The 19,489-nt window shown below is 61.7% G+C and carries 22 protein-coding genes and 2 pseudogenes; 8 read left to right on the plus strand and 16 right to left on the minus strand.

All coding sequences use genetic code 11. From position 1 onward, the window contains the following. Positions 1-216 precede the first annotated feature (216 nt). Positions 217-807, plus strand: coding sequence for a porin family protein (locus PD885_RS15295; RefSeq protein WP_002811914.1), 591 nt, complete (start codon positions 217-219; stop codon positions 805-807). Positions 808-996: 189 nt separating this feature from the next. Here the strand turns inward: PD885_RS15295 and PD885_RS15300 are convergent, their stop codons facing one another. Together PD885_RS15300 and PD885_RS15305 are read right to left on the minus strand one after the other, a co-directional pair. Next, the gene (locus PD885_RS15300; protein ID WP_002811915.1) at positions 997-1,554 is read right to left on the minus strand and encodes a DUF3228 family protein; all 558 of its coding nucleotides are present in this window, start codon (positions 1,552-1,554) and stop codon (positions 997-999) included. 58 nt (positions 1,555-1,612) lie between these two features. Then, the gene (locus PD885_RS15305; protein ID WP_002811917.1) at positions 1,613-2,158 is read right to left on the minus strand and encodes a DUF2058 domain-containing protein; all 546 of its coding nucleotides are present in this window, start codon (positions 2,156-2,158) and stop codon (positions 1,613-1,615) included. 338 nt (positions 2,159-2,496) lie between these two features. Between PD885_RS15305 and PD885_RS21505 the strand changes: the two genes are divergently transcribed. From PD885_RS21505 to PD885_RS15315, 3 genes are all read left to right on the plus strand, one after another. Continuing rightward, a complete protein-coding gene (locus tag PD885_RS21505) occupies positions 2,497-2,649 on the plus strand; it encodes a hypothetical protein (protein ID WP_156775343.1) in 153 nt (50 codons plus the stop codon). Continuing rightward, complete coding sequence (locus tag PD885_RS22430) at positions 2,639-2,770, plus strand: hypothetical protein (RefSeq protein WP_257784596.1); 132 nt, start codon at positions 2,639-2,641, stop codon at positions 2,768-2,770. The genes PD885_RS21505 and PD885_RS22430 overlap by 11 nt, the downstream gene beginning before the upstream one ends. A 170-nt stretch (positions 2,771-2,940) precedes the next feature. After that, positions 2,941-3,141, plus strand: a complete 201-nt coding sequence (locus PD885_RS15315) for a hypothetical protein (protein ID WP_002811922.1) — start codon at positions 2,941-2,943, stop codon at positions 3,139-3,141. A gap of 189 nt (positions 3,142-3,330) precedes the next feature. Here PD885_RS15315 and PD885_RS15320 read toward each other — a convergent pair whose 3' ends face one another. From PD885_RS15320 to PD885_RS22160, 3 genes are all read right to left on the minus strand, one after another. Next, positions 3,331-4,266, minus strand: coding sequence for a Gfo/Idh/MocA family protein (locus PD885_RS15320; protein ID WP_088056966.1), 936 nt, complete (start codon positions 4,264-4,266; stop codon positions 3,331-3,333). 433 nt (positions 4,267-4,699) lie between these two features. Beyond that, complete coding sequence (locus tag PD885_RS15325) at positions 4,700-5,668, minus strand: IS5 family transposase (RefSeq protein ID WP_002801490.1); 969 nt, start codon at positions 5,666-5,668, stop codon at positions 4,700-4,702. 10 nt (positions 5,669-5,678) lie between these two features. Further along, on the minus strand, positions 5,679-6,086 hold the full coding sequence (locus PD885_RS22160; RefSeq protein WP_088079885.1) for a hypothetical protein: 408 nt from the start codon (positions 6,084-6,086) through the stop codon (positions 5,679-5,681). Positions 6,087-6,217: 131 nt separating this feature from the next. On the opposite strand from PD885_RS22160, the gene PD885_RS15335 reads away from it, so the two are divergent. Further along, positions 6,218-7,585 carry an IS5 family transposase gene (locus PD885_RS15335; protein ID WP_088056967.1) on the plus strand — a complete coding sequence of 456 codons (1,368 nt, stop codon included), beginning with the start codon at positions 6,218-6,220 and terminating at the stop codon, positions 7,583-7,585. Positions 7,586-7,617: 32 nt separating this feature from the next. Here the strand turns inward: PD885_RS15335 and PD885_RS15340 are convergent. The 6 genes from PD885_RS15340 to PD885_RS15365 form a co-directional block, all read right to left on the minus strand. Beyond that, positions 7,618-8,416 (minus strand): IS5 family transposase gene (locus PD885_RS15340; RefSeq protein ID WP_088056968.1). Its coding sequence is split into 2 segments (ribosomal slippage): positions 7,618-8,146 and positions 8,145-8,416, totalling 801 coding nucleotides; the frame shifts between segments, so codons are not numbered across the junction. 196 nt (positions 8,417-8,612) lie between these two features. Then, positions 8,613-9,707, minus strand: coding sequence for a bifunctional diaminohydroxyphosphoribosylaminopyrimidine deaminase/5-amino-6-(5-phosphoribosylamino)uracil reductase RibD (gene ribD, locus PD885_RS15345; protein ID WP_002811925.1), 1,095 nt, complete (start codon positions 9,705-9,707; stop codon positions 8,613-8,615). Continuing rightward, positions 9,704-10,180 carry a GNAT family N-acetyltransferase gene (locus tag PD885_RS15350; RefSeq protein WP_002811926.1) on the minus strand — a complete coding sequence of 159 codons (477 nt, stop codon included), beginning with the start codon at positions 10,178-10,180 and terminating at the stop codon, positions 9,704-9,706. Before PD885_RS15350 ends, ribD begins: the two co-directional genes overlap by 4 nt. Before the next feature lie 5 nt (positions 10,181-10,185). Next, on the minus strand, positions 10,186-10,713 hold the full coding sequence (gene nrdR / locus PD885_RS15355; RefSeq protein ID WP_002811927.1) for a transcriptional regulator NrdR: 528 nt from the start codon (positions 10,711-10,713) through the stop codon (positions 10,186-10,188). A 101-nt stretch (positions 10,714-10,814) separates the two neighbouring features. Continuing rightward, complete coding sequence (gene glyA / locus PD885_RS15360; RefSeq protein WP_002811929.1) at positions 10,815-12,068, minus strand: serine hydroxymethyltransferase; 1,254 nt, start codon at positions 12,066-12,068, stop codon at positions 10,815-10,817. Positions 12,069-12,264: 196 nt separating this feature from the next. Continuing rightward, the gene (locus PD885_RS15365) at positions 12,265-12,804 is read right to left on the minus strand and encodes an RcnB family protein (RefSeq protein ID WP_002811932.1); all 540 of its coding nucleotides are present in this window, start codon (positions 12,802-12,804) and stop codon (positions 12,265-12,267) included. Between the two features lie 224 nt (positions 12,805-13,028). Here PD885_RS15365 and ettA point away from each other — a divergent pair, with 224 nt between their 5' ends. Continuing rightward, on the plus strand, positions 13,029-14,690 hold the full coding sequence (gene ettA, locus PD885_RS15370) for an energy-dependent translational throttle protein EttA (protein ID WP_002811933.1): 1,662 nt from the start codon (positions 13,029-13,031) through the stop codon (positions 14,688-14,690). A 137-nt stretch (positions 14,691-14,827) separates the two neighbouring features. Here ettA and def read toward each other — a convergent pair whose 3' ends face one another. Together def and PD885_RS15380 are read right to left on the minus strand one after the other, a co-directional pair. Then, complete coding sequence (gene def, locus PD885_RS15375; protein WP_088056969.1) at positions 14,828-15,343, minus strand: peptide deformylase; 516 nt, start codon at positions 15,341-15,343, stop codon at positions 14,828-14,830. 91 nt (positions 15,344-15,434) lie between these two features. Beyond that, positions 15,435-15,797: an ArsC/Spx/MgsR family protein gene (locus PD885_RS15380; protein ID WP_002811937.1), complete on the minus strand. Its 363-nt coding sequence runs from the start codon at positions 15,795-15,797 to the stop codon at positions 15,435-15,437. Positions 15,798-16,428: 631 nt separating this feature from the next. Here PD885_RS15380 and PD885_RS15385 point away from each other — a divergent pair. Together PD885_RS15385 and PD885_RS15390 are read left to right on the plus strand one after the other, a co-directional pair. Further along, the gene (locus PD885_RS15385) at positions 16,429-16,845 is read left to right on the plus strand and encodes a post-PEP-CTERM-1 domain-containing protein (protein ID WP_040762912.1); all 417 of its coding nucleotides are present in this window, start codon (positions 16,429-16,431) and stop codon (positions 16,843-16,845) included. After that, positions 16,838-18,496: a PA domain-containing protein gene (locus PD885_RS15390; protein WP_040762913.1), complete on the plus strand. Its 1,659-nt coding sequence runs from the start codon at positions 16,838-16,840 to the stop codon at positions 18,494-18,496. Before PD885_RS15385 ends, PD885_RS15390 begins: the two co-directional genes overlap by 8 nt. 244 nt (positions 18,497-18,740) lie before the next feature. On the opposite strand, the pseudogene PD885_RS21510 reads toward PD885_RS15390, so the two are convergent. The 3 genes and pseudogenes from PD885_RS21510 to PD885_RS22170 all read right to left on the minus strand — a co-directional run. After that, positions 18,741-19,021 (minus strand): annotated as a pseudogene (locus tag PD885_RS21510) (cellulose synthase subunit BcsC-related outer membrane protein); the annotation flags it as partial. Next, a pseudogene (locus PD885_RS22805) lies at positions 19,019-19,243 on the minus strand (nicotinate phosphoribosyltransferase); the annotation flags it as partial. The pseudogenes PD885_RS22805 and PD885_RS21510, both read right to left, overlap by 3 nt. Beyond that, the gene (locus PD885_RS22170) at positions 19,219-19,479 is read right to left on the minus strand and encodes a transposase (protein WP_407078462.1); all 261 of its coding nucleotides are present in this window, start codon (positions 19,477-19,479) and stop codon (positions 19,219-19,221) included. The gene PD885_RS22170 and the pseudogene PD885_RS22805, both read right to left, overlap by 25 nt. Between the last annotated feature and the right edge of the window lie 10 nt (positions 19,480-19,489).

Here is a 19,489-nt window from a genome sequence, read left to right on the forward strand (position 1 = left end):
GACGCAGAGCGCAGCTGTATGCGTAGCGGCGAAGCAACCGGCCAGGGCGCTCCCACCCAAAGACATTTTTGAGGACACCGGCTGCCCAGCGCCCGTGACTGCGCCTAATAACTTTCCAAACTCAGCTGGATAACGTTCCGTCGCCACGCTCATCCTCTGTCATCGGATACCTGCGTGCATCACTCCCCGTACTCGCACACTCATAGAGAAATGCTCATGAAGAACACCATGGTCGCGTTGGCCCTTTCGGCGCTGGCAATGACGGCAGCACCCGATGTGTTTGCACAGACCTACGGCGACGGTGCAGGTTGGTTCGTCAACGGTGGCGCCGGCCGTACGTCGCTCAAGAGCGGAGCCTACGATGGAGGCGATACCGGTTACAGCATTTCTGCCGGTTATCGCTGGAACGTTTTATTTCCGTGGTTGTCGATCGGCATTGAGGCAGGTTACAACGATCTGGGCAATATCCAGGCAAGCAATCTCTTCAACGGCGGCTCGGTGATCGAGGATGAAAGCGAGCTTCATGGCTGGACCGTTGGCCTGAACCAGCGATTCGCACTGGGAGACAAGTGGTACGCCGGCATACGCGGCGGACTCTACGGCTGGAAGGGCCATGGCCTGAGCGAGGACACAGTGTCCGATCGCTCCGATCTGGACAAGCTGTCGTGGTATGCGGGCGCAGGCGTCGGCTACAACCTGGGCGAGCATTTCAGCCTCGGCGTGAACTACGACCATTACAACGCCAAGAAATTCGATGTAGACCTGAGCACCGATATGGCGTCGGTGAATGCCGAATATCGGTTCTAGAAAGCCGGCCAAATTACGATCTGCACCGGTGTGGTCCGGGAACAAGCGACACGCCTCCCGGCTCTTCGCTGCGACCTGTACTCTCGCTGCAGCAACACGGCACCGCACTGCGTCGCTGTGCAGGTGAGCGCCGGCAAGCACCTCGCTCACTGCGCGAGAAAACTGCGCGGGGAGCCAGACGCATACCGGCTACGGCCGCCAATTCGCGTTGCGCTCCCAAAACGCCACGCTGCGCCGATACGCCTCACGATCCAGTGGAACGCCGGAGCCGCCTTCTTCCACCCCCAATGCATTACGCAACATGGTGATCGGCGCCATCGGGATTTCGTCCGGCTCGGCGGTGTAGAGACAGCCGACCACGCCCCACTCCGCAGCGATGGGGGAGCCTTCCTTGGCCAACTGATCGCGACTGTAGAGGATGGGCAGCAGGTATCCGGCCACCGGGGGCTCGACACCTTCGAACCAACGCACCAGCACCGGCAATTCCTGGCTGCTGCGCGCTTCATAACCGGAACGCAACAGGTGCCGATTGTCGTCGGTGATGGGCGCAGTGAGGCAGCGGGTCGGGGTCCAGTTACGGTGCACATGCAACTGGCAAAACGGTGCATAGCCTTCGATCACGCGCAGCGGCATTTCGTCATTGAGCCGCTGGACGAATTGCTCGGGCGTGCAATCCTGGATGGCAGTGCGACGGCCATCGCGCGGAAACAAACGGGTACGGGCGAACGGCGTAAGAACGATCGACATAACCAGATGAGTAGTGACAAAGAACGCCAGGGTAGCGCGCAGCTTGACGCGCGGCCACTTACCAGATCAGATCGTCCGGCACCTTGAACTGGCTGTAATAGTCGTCGTCGCTGTCCGCCAATGTCGGCGCGCTGTTGCGGCCATGATCCAGCACCACGGTCTCTGCATCGCGGCTATAGACCTTGTCTGCGGCCGCGCGCGGGATCAGCTCGAAGCCATCGCCGTGACGCACGATCACCAATGCGCCACCGGCCAACTGGCTGCGCAGCGTGGGGTTGACCAACACGCTGCGGATGACGCTGCCGTCGTTGAAGCGGTAGGCGATCTCGCCTTCGCGCTTGACCTTGCTGGTCTCCACGATCTGTCGAACCTGGGCCAACGCTTCCTGACGGCGCAACTGGACATTGCGCTCTTCGGCCAGCGCACGATCGCGTTCGGCGCGTTCGGCCTGCAGACGCGCCGCATCGACCTTGTCCGCGTCCGCAGGCTCCACCGCCGCACCCTTGGCATGACGCTGCTTTACCTGCTCGCGCGCGACCTTGTCCACCTGGGCTTTTTTGACCAGCCCAGCCTTGAGCAGCTGTTCTTGCAGTAGATTGCGCATGAGCATCAGTGACCGGTGGGTGTGCGCTCAGTTTAGCGGCCCGCGCGCGATCCTGGCGTGCTGGCTGAGCTCGCGCATCGTCCAGTACGCAGAGCGCAGAGACGACGACAGATGCACAGTCGTTTCACCGCTCATCCGCCAAGCTACTGCATCGGCTGTCGTGCGCTTGCAGCCTGAATGCCGCTCGGCAACACTGGCATCGCACATGCATCCGCGACGACACACCGCTTCAACATCCAACCAGGCATACGTTTATGCGCTTTTCCGCAGTGAATACGTATGCACATCACCGATGTTGCGGTGCGATACGCGCCTGGCATCACCGCGCGCTGCACGCCATGCGCGCGTTGTACGGGACCAAGCACATCACCTTCGATCATCTCAATCGCATCTTCGATGCAGGCATCCGCTCCGGGGTGTATGCGTTCGGCCAAGTGATCACCGGCGGCGACACCGATAGCGGCGATGACGATCAGTTCCTTGCGCCGTAGATGCCAACCCGATGACGAACACTGGATGGGCGTCTACGCGCGCTGCAAGCGCTTTGACGACAGCGTGCTGGCGCCGCTGGATCGGCAAGGCAGGCAGGTTTTGGTGGTGGCGCACAAGTAAATCGTCGAGGTGTTTGCGTTGATCGCCTCCGGGCTGCCGCCAGCCCACTACATCGACTTCCGCTTGGCCAATGCGTGACTGCTGTCTCGGGATAAACTCAAACGCATGACCGCGCGCAGCCCTTCGCGCATGAACGACCTTGGTGAGCAGACCGAGATCCGCCTACTGCCGTGGATGCCGATCGCCGCGATAGGCGACTTTGCGCTGTCGTGCCCGGCACCTTTGCGCATGTGCCGACGCTGGTGGCTGACAACTTGCTTGGCTTTTTTGTCTTTGCACTGCTGGACGAGGCCTGGCTGGTGACGCGCTCTCGCGCGCAGATCGCGCCGGCATTGCGCCACTCAGGCCAGTCAGCCCACCGCGGCCGGTGATGTCAGCGCTCCGATCATTGTTGTACAGAAGGAGCTGGCCCTGGAAAGCCGCTGATGCAGGTCGGCAGCCACCGCCTCGATCGCAGACGGTGGCGTTGCAACGCGTTGTTGGGGGCGCAGGCTCGTCAAAAAAACACAAGCGTAACGCCAGTATTTTCAATGCCGTGGTGACCTGGATCGATCAACACCCTACCAGGCAAACGGTGCCGTGACCGTGCGTGCGCCGAGCAAAAATGCATCGGCCACATGCACGAACGGCGCAACATCCACCTCCGACTCGCCAGCGCGCACCAGCTGCACAAAGCGCCGATACAGGCCATCGTATTCGCTGGAAGCAGGTAGCGTTTGCGGTTGCCCATTGATACGCAGCTTGGCACCGCCTTCGCTAAGCGTGAGCAAGCCGCCGGTGGTTTCCACTTCGATCTCCCAGCGCTGATCGTCGGTCTGCAGGAAGTCGAATTCGGCGGTCACCGGCACGCCGGCGGTGTCTACAAAAGCGAGCTTGGCATACAGCGGAGCTTGACGATTTTCCGGCGTGTGCAGTTCCGCTTCGCGCAGTGCAAACGTACGCGGCAGCAGATGAGTGACGATAGAGAGCGCATTGATGCCAGGATCGAACACGCCCATGCCACCGGGTTCGAGAATCCAGTCCTGTCCCGGATGCCAATGGCGAATGTCTTCTTTCCAAGTGATGTGCGCACGCAGGATTTGCTTGTGGGCCAGCCATTGCCGTGCCGGCTGCACACCGGCTGCGCAACGCGAATGCCAACTGGTAAACAGGCTACGTTGCGCACGTTGCGCCACATTGCGCAGATCGTGGATTTCAGCGAGCGTTGCCGTCGGTGGCTTTTCTAGAAACACGTGGCGACCGGCACTCAGCGCAGTCTGCGCCAGCGCATGCCGCCCGACCGGCGGCGTGCACAATGCCACCGCCTGGATCTGCGGCTGCGTAGCAAATGCCTCTTCCAAGGTCTGATAGGCGGCCACACCTTCGACCGTGCCATGTCGGCTCACGGTAGCCACCAGCTGCACGTCATCGCGCGCGGCGATGGTGGGCACGTGCTGGTCGCAGGCGATCTTGCCGATACCGACAAGGGCAATACGCAATGCGTCTGGATGCTTCATCGAAACCTTCGTACTGATAAGGGAGTAACTGCCCGGCACGGTCCCCCGATGAGGCGCGCGCCAGGCCAACGCAGCAGTGCGCGATGCAGGAGCGCACGCGACGGCGCAGTGTACGGTCAGGGCCAGGCCCGCCGCGAGACATCGCGCTTGCTTGTTTTGCTATACCTTTGCGTCAACCGACAGGTGCGAAGCCCGTCTTGACGGCATCACCGTAACGCGATGGGATGGATCGCTTTCTACAACTGCCAAACGCTGAAGATGATGACCCCGGATGCGGCCTATGCCGCTACAACAACCGCCTGACCTAAGGAAGGTCTGAACAACGCACCAGACCTCTAAAATTCGAGCCTGCTGCGTGCCAATAGCGCACAGAGTTGATGCGTACGATACGATTTCTACGGTTTCTTGCGGCGTTGGCTGGCGCCAGGCAGCATTATCCCCTGGCCGGCAGCAACTGCCGGCGCACCATCCACAGATTGGATAGTGCGAACAGGGTCAGCACATGCGCGGTGTTCTTGGCCAAGCCGCGATAGCGGACCTTGGTGTAGCCAAACTGGCGTTTGATCACGCGGAATGGATGCTCCACCTTCGCACGCACACTTGCTTTGAAGTATTCCCAACGTTCTTCCTGGCGGCGCTCGCGTTTGTTGCCAATGGCTTGAATCGTCGAACGCTTGGCGGCAATGAAAAAACCAGCCTTGCAGGTCTGCAGTTCTTCGCGTTTGTCCGCACCGGTGTAGCCGCTGTCGCCGAACACACTGTCTTCTTTGCCGTGCAGCAATGCGTGGGTCACCGTGACATCGGCCACATTGGCAGCCGTACAACGGACGTGGTGCACCAGCCCGGAAAACTCATCCACGCCGATGGGTGCCTTCATCCCGAAATACCACTGATTGCCTTTCTTGGTCTGATGCATTTCAGGGTCGCGCGCGCGGTCGGTGTTCTTGGTCGAACTGGGCGCAGCGATCAGGGTTGCATCGACGATCGTGCCGGACCGCAGGCTCTGACCCTTGCGCACCAGATCCGCGTTGACGGCCTCCAGCATCCGCGCTGCAAGGCCATGGGTTTCCAGCAAGCGGCGAAAGTTGAGAATCGTGGTCTCGTCGGGAACATTGTCCAAACCGCCGAGCCGGGCAAAACGGCGCAAGGTCGGGATCTGGTGCAACGCTTCTTCCATCGCCGGATCGCTCAACGCATACCACTGCTGCAGCAAATGAATCCGCAACATCGTCGCCAGTGCGTACGGCTGTCGACCAGGCCGCCCCGACACCGGATAGTGCGGCGCGATCAGTCCGAGCAAATGCCTCCACGGAACCACCTGCTCCATCTCGGCCAGGAAGATCTCGCGGCGAGTCTGCTTGCGCTTGCCCAAACCTTCAGCGTCACCGAACGTCAGTTGCATGGATGACTCCTCAACGTAGGTGTGTAGTGTCGCGCATTTGAAGTGCGTTGTTCAGAGGTTCCTTAGAGCCTTCATCGTAAGCATCGGTCGCTATGCGGCCACCGAACCTATTGGTGAACTCCGAGCTCCCAGCAGCACGATCGAACGTTGAGATCGCGAACTCACTAGAATCGAGCTGACCCAAAGCTTGAGAATTGAGGAGCCCGTCAACGCGAAGGCGTGTTAATAGCTTGTAAGTTCCGGTGTCTTCAAACCTAGCTTGTTGCATCGGCGACCAAGCACTTCTACCAGCCCCTTCAAGCGCACCAGTGTGCTTGAGGCGGATAAATGGACGAGCTTCTTCTCGTGATTCAGCGAGCGCAACGTCAATTCGCGCCGAAATCTCGTCGATCGGATATTCGTTTCGGAGCGCATGCATCCGACGATTTAATGAGTCGCCCCTGAAAAACCCCAACCACCCAACGACCGCAAGGCCTTGATGTCTGCACCGGCGTGCCAAAACTACCAGTGTTCGCTACGCTGAAGGCTGGTTTCTTGCAATTTCCGCCCATGCGTACACGCCGTCCTGCTGCCGAAGACAGACCCGCCGACGAGTTGTTTCGTTCGCGGCTGGAGAACCAGATCGATCTGCGTCATCCGCTGGCGCGGCTGAGCCAACGGATGCCGTGGACGGCGTTGGAGCAAGCACTTTCATCGCGCTTGCCGGCCACCCAGGCCGGTGGCGGTCGGCCGGCATTGCCGGTGCGGCTGATTGCCGGTTTGCTCTACCTCAAACACGCCTACGACCTGTCCGATGAAACGGTGTGCGAGCGTTGGCTGGAGAATCCGTACTGGCAGTTCTTCACCGGTGAGGTCGTGTTCCAGACGCGTTTGCCGTGCGATGCCAGCTCGCTGACGCGCTGGCGGCAGCGCCTGGGTGAGGCCGGGATGGAAGAGCTGCTGGCGCACACCATCAACGCCGCGCATGCGATGCAGGCGGTGGACGCACGCGAGTTGTCGCGGGTGATCGTGGACACCACGGTGCAGGAAAAGGCGATCGCCTATCCGACCGACAGCCGTTTGCTGGAGGTGGCACGCAAGAAGCTGGTGTTACTGGCCAAGCGGCACGGCATCGGATTGCGGCAGAGCTACGCGCGGCAAGGCCCGGCCCTGAGCCGCAAGGCAGGTCGGTATGCGCATGCGCGCCAGTTCAAGCGGATGCGGCGCGTCCTGCGACGTCAACGCACAGTGCTGGGACGGCTCATGCGCGACATCCAACGCAAACTCGATCAGGTAAACACCGGCGTGCGCGAGCGCATCGTTGTCTGGCTGGAACGTGCGCAACGGCTGTACACGCAGCGTCCGAAGGACAAACAAAAACTCTACGCATTGCATGCCCCGGAAGTGGAATGCATCGGCAAGGGCAAGGCGCGTCAAGCGTACGAATTCGGCGTCAAGGTCGGCATTGCGGTCACCGCCTGCAAGGGATTGGTCGTGGGTGCGCACAGCTTCCCGGGCAACCCGTACGACGGCGATACCTTGGCCGAGCAGTTGGAGCAGACACGCGGGTTGCTGCAGGATGTGAGCGTAGAACCGACGGTGGCGATCGTGGACCTGAGCGATCGCGGGCGCGAAGTCGATGGCGTGCAGGTCCTGCATCGCGGCAAGGCCAAGACGCTGACGCGACGGCAATGGCGCTGGATCAAGCGACGGCAGGCGGTGGAGCCGGTGATCGGACATCTGAAAGACGACTGCCGGTTGCGTCGCTGCAGGCTGAAAGGTGCCCAAGGCGATGCGCTGCACGTGCTCGGCTGCGCCGCCGGCTACAACCTGCGCTGGCTGCTGCGCTGGATCGCGTTTTTGCGTGCCTGGATGCGGGCGATGGGATGGTCATCCTTGAGTACCGCGCCGCTGTCACCGACGGCACTTGGCGCTTGAAGGGGATTTTTCAGGGACGACTAAGAGCCTGTTCACGATCTTTTGAGTAGAAGCGCCAAGAAGGCCAAATGGATGAACTGCAAGCTGGTGTTGAGTTTGCGCTCGCAGTTCTTCCACAGCCTTCGGTTTTTCTCCAGCCAGGCAAAACTGCGCTCGACGATCCAGCGCTTGGGCATGACCTTGAAGGTGTGCAATTCGCTGTGCTTGGCAATCTGCACCGTGAGCTGCTCGCCTAGAATCTCTCGTACGCCTTCGGCAAACAGTACTCCGGTGTAACCACTGTCGCACAGCAGGCTTTGTACATGCGTCAAGTTTGACTGACAGCGCTCCAGCGCCCGCAGCGCACCTTTGCGGTCGGTCACCTCCGCCGTCGTCACCGCGATGGCATGGGGCAACCCCTGGGTATCAACAGCGATATGCCGCTTGATGCCCGACACCTTTTTGCCCGCGTCATATCCCTTTTGCCCGGCTGTGTCCGTGTTCTTGACGCTCTGCGCGTCCACGATCAAGAACCTGCTGAAGATGTTGCGCTCCTGTTTCTGGCGGGCCACGCCAACCTGATTTTTTGAGCGCCCGCTCCAGCAGGCTCACTCCTTCATCGTCGCACTCGCTCCACTTGGCAAAGTACGCGTGCACGGTCCGCCACTTCGGAAAGTCGCTGGGTAGCGCTCGCCATTGGCAACCGGTTCGCAGCACGTACAACACTGCGCACCACACCTCATACATATCCACTCGGCGTGGCTTGGTGCGCTTGCGCGCTTGTTCCAGGATCGGGAGGATGTGTTCGAAACGCTCCCGGCTCATGTCGCTCGGATAGGTTTTTTGGCGCATCCGCAGAGTCTGCACCAATCAGGAAAGATCGTGAACAGGTTCTCAGCTGTCCGGGTGCAGGGACGGGGCAAGCACTACGGCAGTGCTTCCGCGTTGAGCTGCGGTCAGCAGATCAGCAGTTGGCATGCGCCGTAGAAACGCTGTACCCACCCAAATGGAGGGCTACTGGGCGGGTGCGCCATCATGGCGCCAGCGCTCACACAACCGCTAGTGGTGCGTAACGCAAGCGCAGGTCCTGCCCCAGTTGCCGCACCTCGAGCAGTTGCAAGGCATGGCGCTGCGCCATCGTCTCGATGCCGAGCCCGGCCAGCAGCGGTCTGGCCGTATCGCCTAGTAACACCGGGGCCATGTAGACCAGCAGTTCGTCGACCAGGCCCGCCTGCAATAGCGCGCCGCTCAACGTTGCGCCTGCTTCCACATGCACCTCGTTGATGCCGCGCTCGGCCAGCAGCGCCAGAACGGCCGTGAGATCGAAGCGACCCGCATGCAGCGGCATGCCAACCGATTGCGCAGCGTCCAGCACTGGCGGCGTCACATCGTTGCCATGCAGATACAGCGTGGGCGCATCGCCCTGACGAATGTTCTCGCACGCCAGCGTGCGCAATCCGGCATCGAGCACCACACGCATTGGCGGTACGAACGGGGCGTCGTTTTCCAGCCGCACCGTCATGGAGGGGTTATCGGCGAGTACCGTACCTGCGGCGGTGAGGATCGCACCGGCACGTGCACGCCAACGCTGCACATCCGCGCGCGCATCCGCGCAGGTGATCCACTTGGATTCGCCGCTGGCCAGCGCGGTCCGCCCATCCAGACTGGCGCCCAGCTTGACCCGCACCCATGGACGGCCACGCTCCACCCGCGACAGAAATCCCTGATTGAGCGCGCGCGCCTGCGCTTGCATAACACCGCTGTGCACGTCGATGCCCGCATCACGCAGCAGCGCGAAGCCACCGCCATTGACCTGCGGAAACGGGTCGGCCATTGCCGCGACCACACGCGTCACGCCAGCCTCGATCAAGGCCAACACACACGGCGGCGTGCGCCCGTAATGCGCGCACGGCTCCAATGTCACATAGGCCGTCGCACCACGTGCGAGTTCGCCGGCTGCGCGCAGCGCAAACACTTCCGCATGCGGTCCACCAGCGCGCTGGTGGAAGCCTTCGCCCACGCAGACGCCATTGCGCACGATCACGCAGCCGACCATCGGATTCGGCCGCGTGGTGTAGGCGCCACGCTCGGCCAGGCGCAGCGCCTGCGCCATCCAGCGATGATCGTCGGCGGTGACGTTCATTGCGGTGCCGCTCCCGGGTTGATGCACATCACCACGATCCGCATCGGCCCAAGCAACAACGCGGCGTGCGTGTGCCAACCCAGCCGCCGATAGAACGGCGCCAGCATCGGCTGGCAATAGAGATACAGGGCATCCACGCGCCATTGCGCGGCGACCTGCACGCAATGCGCCACCAGTGCTTCGCCAATCCCCTGCCCGCGCGCCTGCGGTTGCACATACAACGAGGCCAACCAGGGCGACCATTGCCGAATGCGGGTGTCGTCGTTTTCCAGCAGGCTCACTGAACCGATCCACTGTGTCTGGTCGAGCGCCACCCATGTCATCGGGATCACGCCATCGCGCGTGTGGCTATGCAATTCGCTCAACGCCTGATGGACGTTCCATTCCGGCAGCAACGTGCCGAAGGCCTGCAAATGCGCCTGCGCGATGGCAGGAAGATGCTCCGGCGCGTCAGCCACGCAGGCGATCCGCATCGCCTTCAACGCTTGTTGGGCTTGCTGCCGGCACGTTCTAACGCCGCTTCCAGCAGTGGCAGTTGATCACTGCCAACCGGGAGTTCGCGCTCGAGTTTTTCGATTTCCTCGCGAAAATCGGCCACGTCCTGAAAACTGCGGTACACCGAGGCAAAGCGCACATAGCCGACATGGTCGAGCTTGCGCAGCTCGACCATGACGTACTCGCCCACCCGCAGCGAGCCCACTTCGCGCTCGCCGGACATGCGCAGCTGATGCACCACCGCACGCACTGCCGCCTCGATCTGTTCTTCGGAGACGGGGCGCTTCTGCAGCGCGCGGTCGAAACTGGTGCGCAACTTGCGCGCATCGAATGCCTCGCGCCCACCGTCGCTCTTGACCACGGCCGGCAGCTTGAGCTCGATTGTCTCCAAGGTGCTGAAACGCTCGCCGCACGCCTCGCACTCGCGGCGCCGACGGATTGTCGTGCCGTCTTCGGACACGCGCGAATCGATCACGCGGGTGTCGTTGTGCTGGCAGAAGGGGCAGTGCATCAGGCGGCCGGGAATAAGGAGATGGGAATAGGGAATCGGAACAGCAGAGCTATCAAAGCGTTATTTTTACCATTCTCGTCTCCCTATTCCCCATTCCCGCATCAGCCATACACCGGATATTTCCTGCACTGCGCAGTCACCGCATCGCGCACCTTCGACAGCACCGCTTCGTCGGTCGGGGCGTCGAGGACGTCGGCGATCCAGTTGGCGAGGTCGATGCTATCCTGCTCCAGATACCCACGCGTAGTGATGGCAGGAGTGCCTAGACGCAGGCCGGAAGTGACGAACGGCGAGCGCGGGTCGTTCGGCACCGCATTCTTGTTGACGGTGATGTGCGCCTTGCCGAGGGCGGCTTCGGCGTCCTTGCCGGAGACGTCGCGGCCGATCATGTCGACCAGCATCAGGTGGTTTTCGGTGCCGCCGGAGACGATCTTGTAGCCGCGCGCGATCAGCGTGTTGGCCATCGCCTGGGCGTTCTTGACCACCTGCTGCTGGTAGGTCTTGAACTCCGGCTCCAGCGCTTCCTTGAAGGCGACCGCCTTGGCAGCGATGACGTGCATCAGCGGGCCGCCCTGGATACCCGGGAACACGATCGACTGCAGCTTCTTCTGCAGCTCTTCGCTGGCGCCCTTGGCCAGGATGATGCCGCCGCGCGGGCCGCGCAGGGTCTTGTGGGTGGTCGAGGTGACCACGTGCGCATGCTCGATCGGACTCGGGTACACACTGGTAGCCACCAGGCCCGCAACGTGCGCCATATCGACGAACAGATACGCACCGACGCTATCGGCAATGGCGCGGAAGCGTGCCCAATCGATCTTCTGCGAATAGGCAGAGAAACCGGCGATGACCATCTTCGGCTTGTGCTCGGTGGCCAGGCGTTGCACTTCTTCGTAATCGATCAGGCCCTGCGCGTTGACACCGTACTGCACCGCGTTGAACAGCTTGCCGGAGGCATTGACCTTGGCCCCGTGGGTCAGGTGACCGCCGTGCGCCAAGCTCATGCCCAGAATGGTGTCGCCCGGCTGCAGCAACGCCAGATACACCGCTTGGTTGGCCTGCGAACCGCTATGCGGCTGCACGTTTGCGTAGTCGGCTCCAAACACCTGCTTGATGCGGTCGATCGCCAATCGTTCGGCAATGTCAACGAATTCGCAGCCGCCGTAGTAGCGCTTGCCCGGATAGCCTTCGGCGTATTTGTTGGTCAGCTGACTGCCCTGCGCCTCCATCACCAGTGCACTGCAATAGTTCTCGCTGGCGATCAGTTCGACGTGATCCTCCTGGCGGCCGACTTCAGCGGCGATGGCCTTGGCCAGTTCGGGGTCGTAGGTTTCCAGTCGGACGTCACGCGAGAACATGCAGAGCTCCGGGGCAGCTGTGGCTAGTAGGGGCGCAGATTGTAAGCCCCCGCGTACACAGGTGACCAATCGCCATGCTGTCGAGGGCGGCATGCGCTTCATCGATGCCCATGCGCGCGCAACAAAGGCGCACCGAAGTGCGCCTTTATGTGATAGCCGGCGCGATGCCCAACCAAGCCAAGCAGATATGCGCCGCTTAGTGGTGGAGCACCAGGTCGGCAATGACGCCGGTGGCGATGGCGACCAGCAGCAGATTGCCGGCGTCGTCACGCTGCCAGCGGTAGCCATACGGCGGACGACGCAGGTTGTAGCGGTCGTAATCGTTGATCACGTAGTCCGGGCCGTGGTAGCGCTGACCACGCGCCCAGTAGGGGGGCGGCGGCGGGCCGGGACGGTAGACCGGCGCCGGGTAGTAGGCATAGCCCCGGCCGCGATCGTCATAACGCTCCTGATGGCGCGCCTCGCGATAGCCCTCGCGGTAGCCATTGCTGTAGTAATGACGGTCCTCACGCCACTCGCGACGGTCGGCCCGGCGTTCGTCTCGCCATTCGCGACGATCATCACGCCATTCGCGGCGGTCATCATGGCGACCGTTGCGCCAGTCGCCGCGCTGATCGCGGTCAGGGCCGCGGCGATCGTGGTCGCGGTCCCAATCCCCGGCGAATGCCGCCGGTGCGAAGGACCCCAGCGCAAGGATGGAGGAAAGCACAACGGTAACGATGCGTTTGCGGTTCATGACAGTTCCTGTTTGCGAGGTCGCGTTTTCATTAGTGCGCTAATCGCCTTAACGCATTCTGGCTGGAATCGATTACGAAAATACCTATTCAGGTGACTAGTAAGCTGCCGTTTAGCTGCAGCGTCGCCGACGCGGTGCAAGTCAGTTGCCCGTATAATCTGCGTCATCCCTTTTCCGCTGCCTCCGGCTTCGACCGGCGGGCTGCCTGCGTCCACGGAGCACCCATGTCGCAATATATCTACACCATGAACCGCGTCAGCAAGGTGGTCCCGCCCAAGCGGCAGATCATCAAGGACATCTCGCTGAGCTTCTTCCCGGGCGCCAAGATCGGCCTGCTCGGCCTGAACGGCGCGGGCAAGTCCACGGTGCTGAAGATCATGGCCGGCGTGGACACCGATTTCGAAGGCGAAGCCCGCCCGCAGGCCGGCATCAAGGTCGGCTACCTGGCGCAGGAACCGCAGCTCGACCCCCAACACACCGTGCGCGAAGCGGTCGAAGAAGGCGTTGGCGACGTACTGCAGGCCCAGGCCGCGCTAGACGCGGTGTATCTGGCCTATGCCGAAGAAGGCGCCGATTTCGACGCACTGGCCAAGGAACAGGAACGTCTGGAAGCGATTCTGGCTGCGGGCGATGCGCACACGTTGGAAAACCAGCTGGATGTGGCAGCCGATGCGCTGCGCCTGCCGCCGTGGGATGCAGTGGTCGGCAAGCTCTCCGGTGGCGAGAAGCGCCGCGTCGCGCTGTGCCGCCTGCTGCTGCAGAAGCCGGACATGCTGCTGCTTGACGAACCGACCAACCACTTGGACGCCGAGTCGGTGGAGTGGCTGGAGCAGTTTCTGGCGCGCTACACCGGCACCGTGGTGGCGGTCACGCATGATCGCTACTTCCTCGACAACGCGGCCGAGTGGATCCTGGAACTGGATCGCGGCCGCGGTATTCCGTGGAAGGGCAACTACACCGACTGGCTGACCCAGAAGGACGAGCGCCTCAAGCAGGAAGACAATCAGGAAAAGTCACGCCAGAAGGCGATCCAGAAAGAACTGGAATGGTCGCGCCAGAACGCCAAGGGCGGCCGCACCAAGGGCAAGGCCCGTCTGGCCCGCCTGGAAGAGCTGCAGTCGGTTGACTACCAGCGGCGTAACGAGACCAACGAAATCTTCATCCCGCCGGGCGAGCGCCTGGGCAATGCGGTGATGGAGTTCAAGAACGTCTCCAAGAAGTTCGGGGACCGCCTGCTGATCGATAACCTATCGATGATCGTGCCGCCGGGTGCCATCGTCGGCATCATCGGCCCCAATGGTGCCGGTAAGTCGACCCTGTTCAAGATGATCACCGGTCAGGAAAAGCCCGATTCCGGCGAAATCGTGGTCGGCCCGACCGTGCAGCTGTCGTATGTGGACCAGAGCCGCGACAAGCTGGAAGGCAACCACAACGTGTTCCAGGAAATCGCTGGTGGCCTGGACATCCTCAACATCAACGGTGTTGAGATCCAGTCGCGCGCCTATATCGGCCGCTTCAACTTCAAGGGCCAAGACCAGCAGAAGATGGTCGGCTCGCTGTCCGGTGGTGAACGTGGTCGTCTGCACATGGCCAAGACCCTGCTACAGGGCGGCAACGTGCTGCTGCTCGACGAACCGTCCAACGACCTGGACATTGAAACACTGCGTGCGCTGGAAGACGCGTTGCTGGAGTTCCCGGGCAACACGTTCGTGATTTCGCATGACCGCTGGTTCCTCGATCGCATCGCCACGCACATCCTGTCGTTCGAAGGCGACTCGCACGTGGAGTTTTTCCAGGGCAACTACCGCGAGTACGAAGAAGACAAGCGCCGCCGCATGGGCGATGACGCAGGTCCAAAGCGTCTGCGCTTCAAGGCGCTGAAGTAAGCACGACAAGGGCGCCGAAAGGCGTCCTTGTTGCATGCATGTTCCGTTACCGGTTTGCGTCTTTCGTCCAGCGTGCTTGTCTCGATGCGGTGGGGTCTCTGGCGATGAACGCGGCATGCAATCGCGTGAGAGGTGCGCTACAGGTCGTATGACAACACGTCTTCAAAGCCGAAAGTGTCGAAGTTTTCGATGCGAGAGGGATACAGACGGCCGACCAGATGGTCGTATTCATGCTGGACCACACGTGCGTGGAAGCCCTCGGCCTCGCACTCGATCGGGCTGCCGTCCGGCGCGAAGCCGCGGTAACGAATAAAGCGATAGCGTGGAATGACTGCGCGCAGGCCGGGAATGGACAGACAGCCTTCCCAGCCGTTTTCCATCTCGTCCGATAACGGTTCGATCTGCACATTCGCCAACGCGGTGCGCGGCACCGCCGGCGCTTCAGGATAACGCGCGCTGGCTTCGAAACCGAACACCATCAGTTGCAGATCCACCGCAATCTGCGGTGCGGCCAAACCGACGCCGCGCGCATCGTCCATGGTCTCGAACATGTCGACCACCAGTGTGTGCAACTCGGGGCTGCCCAGGTTGGTCACCGGTGGCGCCACGCGCAACAGACGCTTGTCGCCCATGCGGATAATCTCGCGAATCATACGGGTACTCCTGGAAACATTGGGCTGATCTTAGGGCGCTGTGGACAGATGCGCACTGCGGGCCGAGCAGATGACCTGCAATGACGCGCTTTCAGCGCAGATAGCACGGTTGAGTTGGAGCGATTAACCAAAAAACTGCGCTGCGGCCAGGCGGGAACCTCAGTCGCCGACACGCTGCCCGGTGTCGTCCAGCACGCGTTGACCATGCGCTCAGCAGGCTCGCGTCGTCCAGAGCGGGATCGTCGAGTCCGAGCTCCACATACGGGGTGCCCTTTTGGCGGATGGCATCGCGTACCGAGATGCAGGCGGCGGCAATCAGTGCCTGCAGCGTTTGGCGTGTTGGTGGGTGCTGAAGGTAATCGATGATGTGCGGTTCGATGCCTACGTGGCGGATCAGGGCCAGGGTGTTGCGGGAGGTGCCGCAAGCGGGGTTGTGGTAGATAACGGCGTGCATGGCTGACCTGGTGTTTGGTTCGGCTGAGAGTGACTCACAACGCGTAGCTGGCACAGTGCCAGGCATGTGGGGGGGGCTACCGCACCGCCGCGTATGGGGACTCGCGAAGCAGAAAGCAGAAACAATCTTTGAGTATGGGAGCACGGCTGCTCATAACAGTTTTCCAGCCTTTGAACGAGGCTACTCGCAATGCCTTTCGTTGTTTACAGCCCAGCCAGCTGAGCACTTGAACGCACGAACCCCTTTCCTGTGGAAGAGGGGTTGGGGCGAGGAGACGGGGCGAAGCCACCTCGCGTATTGGATGTCACCAGGCTTCGCTCGTACCTTTATCCAGCGCTACGCGCCACCGGTTTCACAAAACAATAGCGGCCTCGCCCATCAGCCCGACCCGCACCAAGAATCTGACCAATCCGTGCGACCAGCCGCCGCGCATACGCAGAAAAATGGTCCAGCACAAGCGCGACGACGACTTTTTCAGGTTACTGCTTCGTGTTCATCGGCCCATGTCAAAAGACCGACACAAGTCACTGATTCATGGCTGAGTCATAAACAGACTAAGCGGAACAGTTCTCCCGAACGCTGGTGTCAACACGGCGTTTTTCACCCAGTTGGACTCAAGGAAACCCGAACGATGATGAGCTTTCGCAAGCCAGAATGGATGTTGCCCGGTGTTTTATGTGTCCTCTGCCTGCCGGCATTGGCAGCGGCGCAGGAGGTTGCCACCAGCAGTTCCAAGGTCGCTATCGATCCCAGCACCGGCAAGCTGCGCCCGCTGACTGACGCCGAAAGCGCGGCGCTGGATCAGCAGGCCACCTCGGCGGCCCGCAGCAGCGGCGCGCGTACCAAGGTTCCGCAGACCGAGGCGGCCGCACGCGCCACCGAGCGTCGCCTGCCCAATGGCACCGTGGCGCGCAAGTTGCCGGCCACGCAAATGAGCTCGTTGGTTGCGACTCGTCAAGCCGACGGCCGCATCGTCATCGAGCACAGCGAGGACGCCGATGCCGGCCAAACCGCCGACGCCGAGCAGGGAACGCTGCCGCATGAATAAGCCCATGTTTCTGTTGTCTCTGGCCGTGGCGGGCGCATTGGCACCGCTGCATGCATCGGCTGCCAATGTCACGCTGATCAATGGCGATGCCGGCACCGTGCTCGGCTTGAACGATCCGACGCCCGCCGCACCGTTGGGCGGCAATCCGGGCCGTTCGGTCGGCGAACAACGCCGGATCGCTTACCAGTACGCGATGGATCTGTGGGGCGCGGTGTTGCAGAGCAATGTTGAGATCAAGGTGTCTGCCTCGTTCGCGCCCCTGCCCTGCAGCGCCACCGCCGGCGTGCTAGGCCAGGCCGGCCCGAACTGGATCGTCAACGACTTCCCCGGTTCCAAGCCCAATACGCTGTATCCGTCTGCATTGGGCGATGCGATCGTCGGGCAGGATCTGGTGCCGGATCCGAGCGATCCAGCCGATGTGTCTTCGCAGTTCAACGGCGATCTGGGCAAGGACGATTGCTTGGCCGGTTCGAGCTGGTATCTGGGCCTGGATGGCAAAACGCCAGAGGGCCAGGTCAATTTCCTCAACACCGTGATGCACGAGCTGAGCCACGGTTTGGGAGTAGCGGGTTTGCTTGACGAGACCACCGGTGTACTCGGTTCGGGTAGCAACCTGACCGATGTCTATACCGCGCAGGCCTTCGACAACGTACAGAACAAGCGTTTTGACGATCCGGCCATGACCAATGCCTTGCGCGCCAAAGCTATGCGCACGCCGGGTCGCACGGTGTGGGCCGGGGAGCGCGTCAATCGCGAGGCGGCGCTAATCCTGGATCCGCGCACCTTGTTGCAGGTGACTGCGCCGTCCAGCGCGGCAGGTAAGTTCGACGTGGGCTTTGCCAGCTTCGGGCCACTGGCCACCGCGGCCAACTTCCCGGCCCGCTCGGTGGTGACGGTCAACGATGGCGTGGCTGCATCGTCGACCAGCGATGGCTGCGAAACGCCGTTCGCCAATGCGGCTGCCTTGGCCGGCAACGTGGCAATCATCGACCGCGGCAGCTGTGCGTATGCGATAAAGGTGAAGAACGCTCAGCTCAATGGTGCGGTAGGCGTGATCGTTGCCAACAACGCCGCTGGCGTGCAGACGATGGGCAACACGACACCGCCAGTCACCGGCATCACCATCCCGGCCATCATGGTGTCGCAGGCCGACGGCGTGCGTCTGAAGCGCAGCACTGCAGTGGTGGCGGGGTTGTACCAAGATCCGCAACTGCTGCAAGGTACCGACAGCGCAGGCCGTACGCGGTTGTATGCACCAAGCGTGGTGGCCGGGGGTTCGACGTTCTCGCACTTCGATAGCGATCTGCAGCCGAACGCGTTGATGGAACCGTTCGCCACACCGGAGGTGCAGGCGCATCTGAACGTCGACCTGACCCCGGCGCTATTTGCTGATATCGGTTGGACCTTGAACAGCGCGCCGGCCAAGTTGGGCAGCTGCAACACGCTGGTGCCGACCGTGGAGAGCGGCGGTTTGATTCCCGGTGCGAATATCTCGGCTGAAAGCAGCCTGTGCAAGAGGCAAAATGCTGGCAACCGTCTCGGCTACCTGACCTGCATGAACGAGCACGCGCGCGAGCTGCAAAGCCAGGGCGCGATCAGCCGCATTCAACAGGCGGCGGTCTTCATCTGCGCGACCAAGGTACGGCCTTAAGCGAGGATTGTTGTGTGTAGATCTAGGTCATGCGAACGGCGCCGAAAGGCGCCGTTCGCTTTCTCCGCAATTGCGTTGTTCGAAGCAGACCAAACGATCTGCACTGCGTCAGAGCGCCTCGTCCAACGTCGCTGGCAATCGTTGCTGGTACGGGACGGCATGCAGATTCGGATGTACGCGTTCCAGGCCACTGCGCGCACCTGCTGCTTGCCGTGTTGGCAACGCAGCAAGCGCTCCATACGCCTCAATGATCCACAGCGTATGGCGAGGTCAGCACCTGCGGCGCGCGAACCAACGCAGCGCCCAAGCGATCCATCACCAAGCGCAGCTAGAAATTGCTGCTGAACTGGTTGTCGTTGCGCGCATTGTTGAAGGTCATGCGCCCGCCCAGCAACAAACGCCACGCAGTGCGGCCAGCGATGCGGCATCGTAGGCTGCCTGCTGCAAGGCCAGGTCGGTGGGGAAATACGGCGAAACATCGGTGGTGAAGTGCTCCACGCCGATACTGGCGTCTACCTTCCAATCCGGGATCGGCGGCAGACCGAACACATCGCGCAGATAGCGCAGATAGCCGATGTCTTCGCACATGCTCTTGCCGCGTGAGTCGCTGAGTTTTGCCACCAGCTGACCATTGCAGCGGACCATCTTGCGGCGGTCCGTTGTTCGGGGCTTTCCCACGGCGCGGCCAGACTGCCGCGCGCCGAATACAGACCTGGAGCGTGTTATAAACTTTGGAGAAGTGCGGAGGCGTTGCCGCGCATGAAGATGGCAAAAACGATGCAATGCAGTCCGGATAATGTTTCCGGCAAGCGCTTATCGTCGTGTGTGAGGTGTCGGAAACGATTGGCCCATCCGAAGCTGCGCTGGACCACCCAGCGATGCGGCAGCAACACAAAGGCTTTCTTCGCCTCCTGCAGCTTGATCACGTGGAGCTCGATACTTTTTTCCTGGCCGCTTGCGCAGGTTCCTGCCCGGTGTCGCACTGATCAGCGA

This window comes from Xanthomonas fragariae, from assembly GCF_900183975.1.
GTDB lineage: Bacteria > Pseudomonadota > Gammaproteobacteria > Xanthomonadales > Xanthomonadaceae > Xanthomonas > Xanthomonas fragariae.

Excerpts from the sequence above, each read along its gene's own strand:
- PD885_RS15380 (WP_002811937.1), bottom strand. The coding sequence starts at position 15,797 with ATGCACGCCGTTATCTACCACAACCCCGCTTGCGGCACCTCCCGCAAC.
- PD885_RS15350 (WP_002811926.1), bottom strand. The coding sequence starts at position 10,180 with ATGCGGATCGCCTGCGTGGCTGACGCGCCGGAGCATCTTCCTGCCATC.
- nrdR (WP_002811927.1), bottom strand. The coding sequence starts at position 10,713 with ATGCACTGCCCCTTCTGCCAGCACAACGACACCCGCGTGATCGATTCG.
- def (WP_088056969.1), bottom strand. The coding sequence starts at position 15,343 with ATGATTCGCGAGATTATCCGCATGGGCGACAAGCGTCTGTTGCGCGTG.
- PD885_RS15385 (WP_040762912.1), top strand. The coding sequence starts at position 16,429 with ATGATGAGCTTTCGCAAGCCAGAATGGATGTTGCCCGGTGTTTTATGT.
- PD885_RS15305 (WP_002811917.1), bottom strand. The coding sequence starts at position 2,158 with ATGCGCAATCTACTGCAAGAACAGCTGCTCAAGGCTGGGCTGGTCAAA.
- PD885_RS15325 (WP_002801490.1), bottom strand. The coding sequence starts at position 5,668 with ATGCAACTGACGTTCGGTGACGCTGAAGGTTTGGGCAAGCGCAAGCAG.
- PD885_RS15320 (WP_088056966.1), bottom strand. The coding sequence starts at position 4,266 with ATGAAGCATCCAGACGCATTGCGTATTGCCCTTGTCGGTATCGGCAAG.
- ribD (WP_002811925.1), bottom strand. The coding sequence starts at position 9,707 with ATGAACGTCACCGCCGACGATCATCGCTGGATGGCGCAGGCGCTGCGC.
- PD885_RS22160 (WP_088079885.1), bottom strand. The coding sequence starts at position 6,086 with ATGCATGCGCTCCGAAACGAATATCCGATCGACGAGATTTCGGCGCGA.
- glyA (WP_002811929.1), bottom strand. The coding sequence starts at position 12,068 with ATGTTCTCGCGTGACGTCCGACTGGAAACCTACGACCCCGAACTGGCC.
- PD885_RS15390 (WP_040762913.1), top strand. The coding sequence starts at position 16,838 with ATGAATAAGCCCATGTTTCTGTTGTCTCTGGCCGTGGCGGGCGCATTG.
- PD885_RS15295 (WP_002811914.1), top strand. The coding sequence starts at position 217 with ATGAAGAACACCATGGTCGCGTTGGCCCTTTCGGCGCTGGCAATGACG.
- PD885_RS15335 (WP_088056967.1), top strand. The coding sequence starts at position 6,218 with ATGCGTACACGCCGTCCTGCTGCCGAAGACAGACCCGCCGACGAGTTG.
- PD885_RS21505 (WP_156775343.1), top strand. The coding sequence starts at position 2,497 with ATGCGCGCGTTGTACGGGACCAAGCACATCACCTTCGATCATCTCAAT.
- PD885_RS15365 (WP_002811932.1), bottom strand. The coding sequence starts at position 12,804 with ATGAACCGCAAACGCATCGTTACCGTTGTGCTTTCCTCCATCCTTGCG.
- PD885_RS15300 (WP_002811915.1), bottom strand. The coding sequence starts at position 1,554 with ATGTCGATCGTTCTTACGCCGTTCGCCCGTACCCGTTTGTTTCCGCGC.
- ettA (WP_002811933.1), top strand. The coding sequence starts at position 13,029 with ATGTCGCAATATATCTACACCATGAACCGCGTCAGCAAGGTGGTCCCG.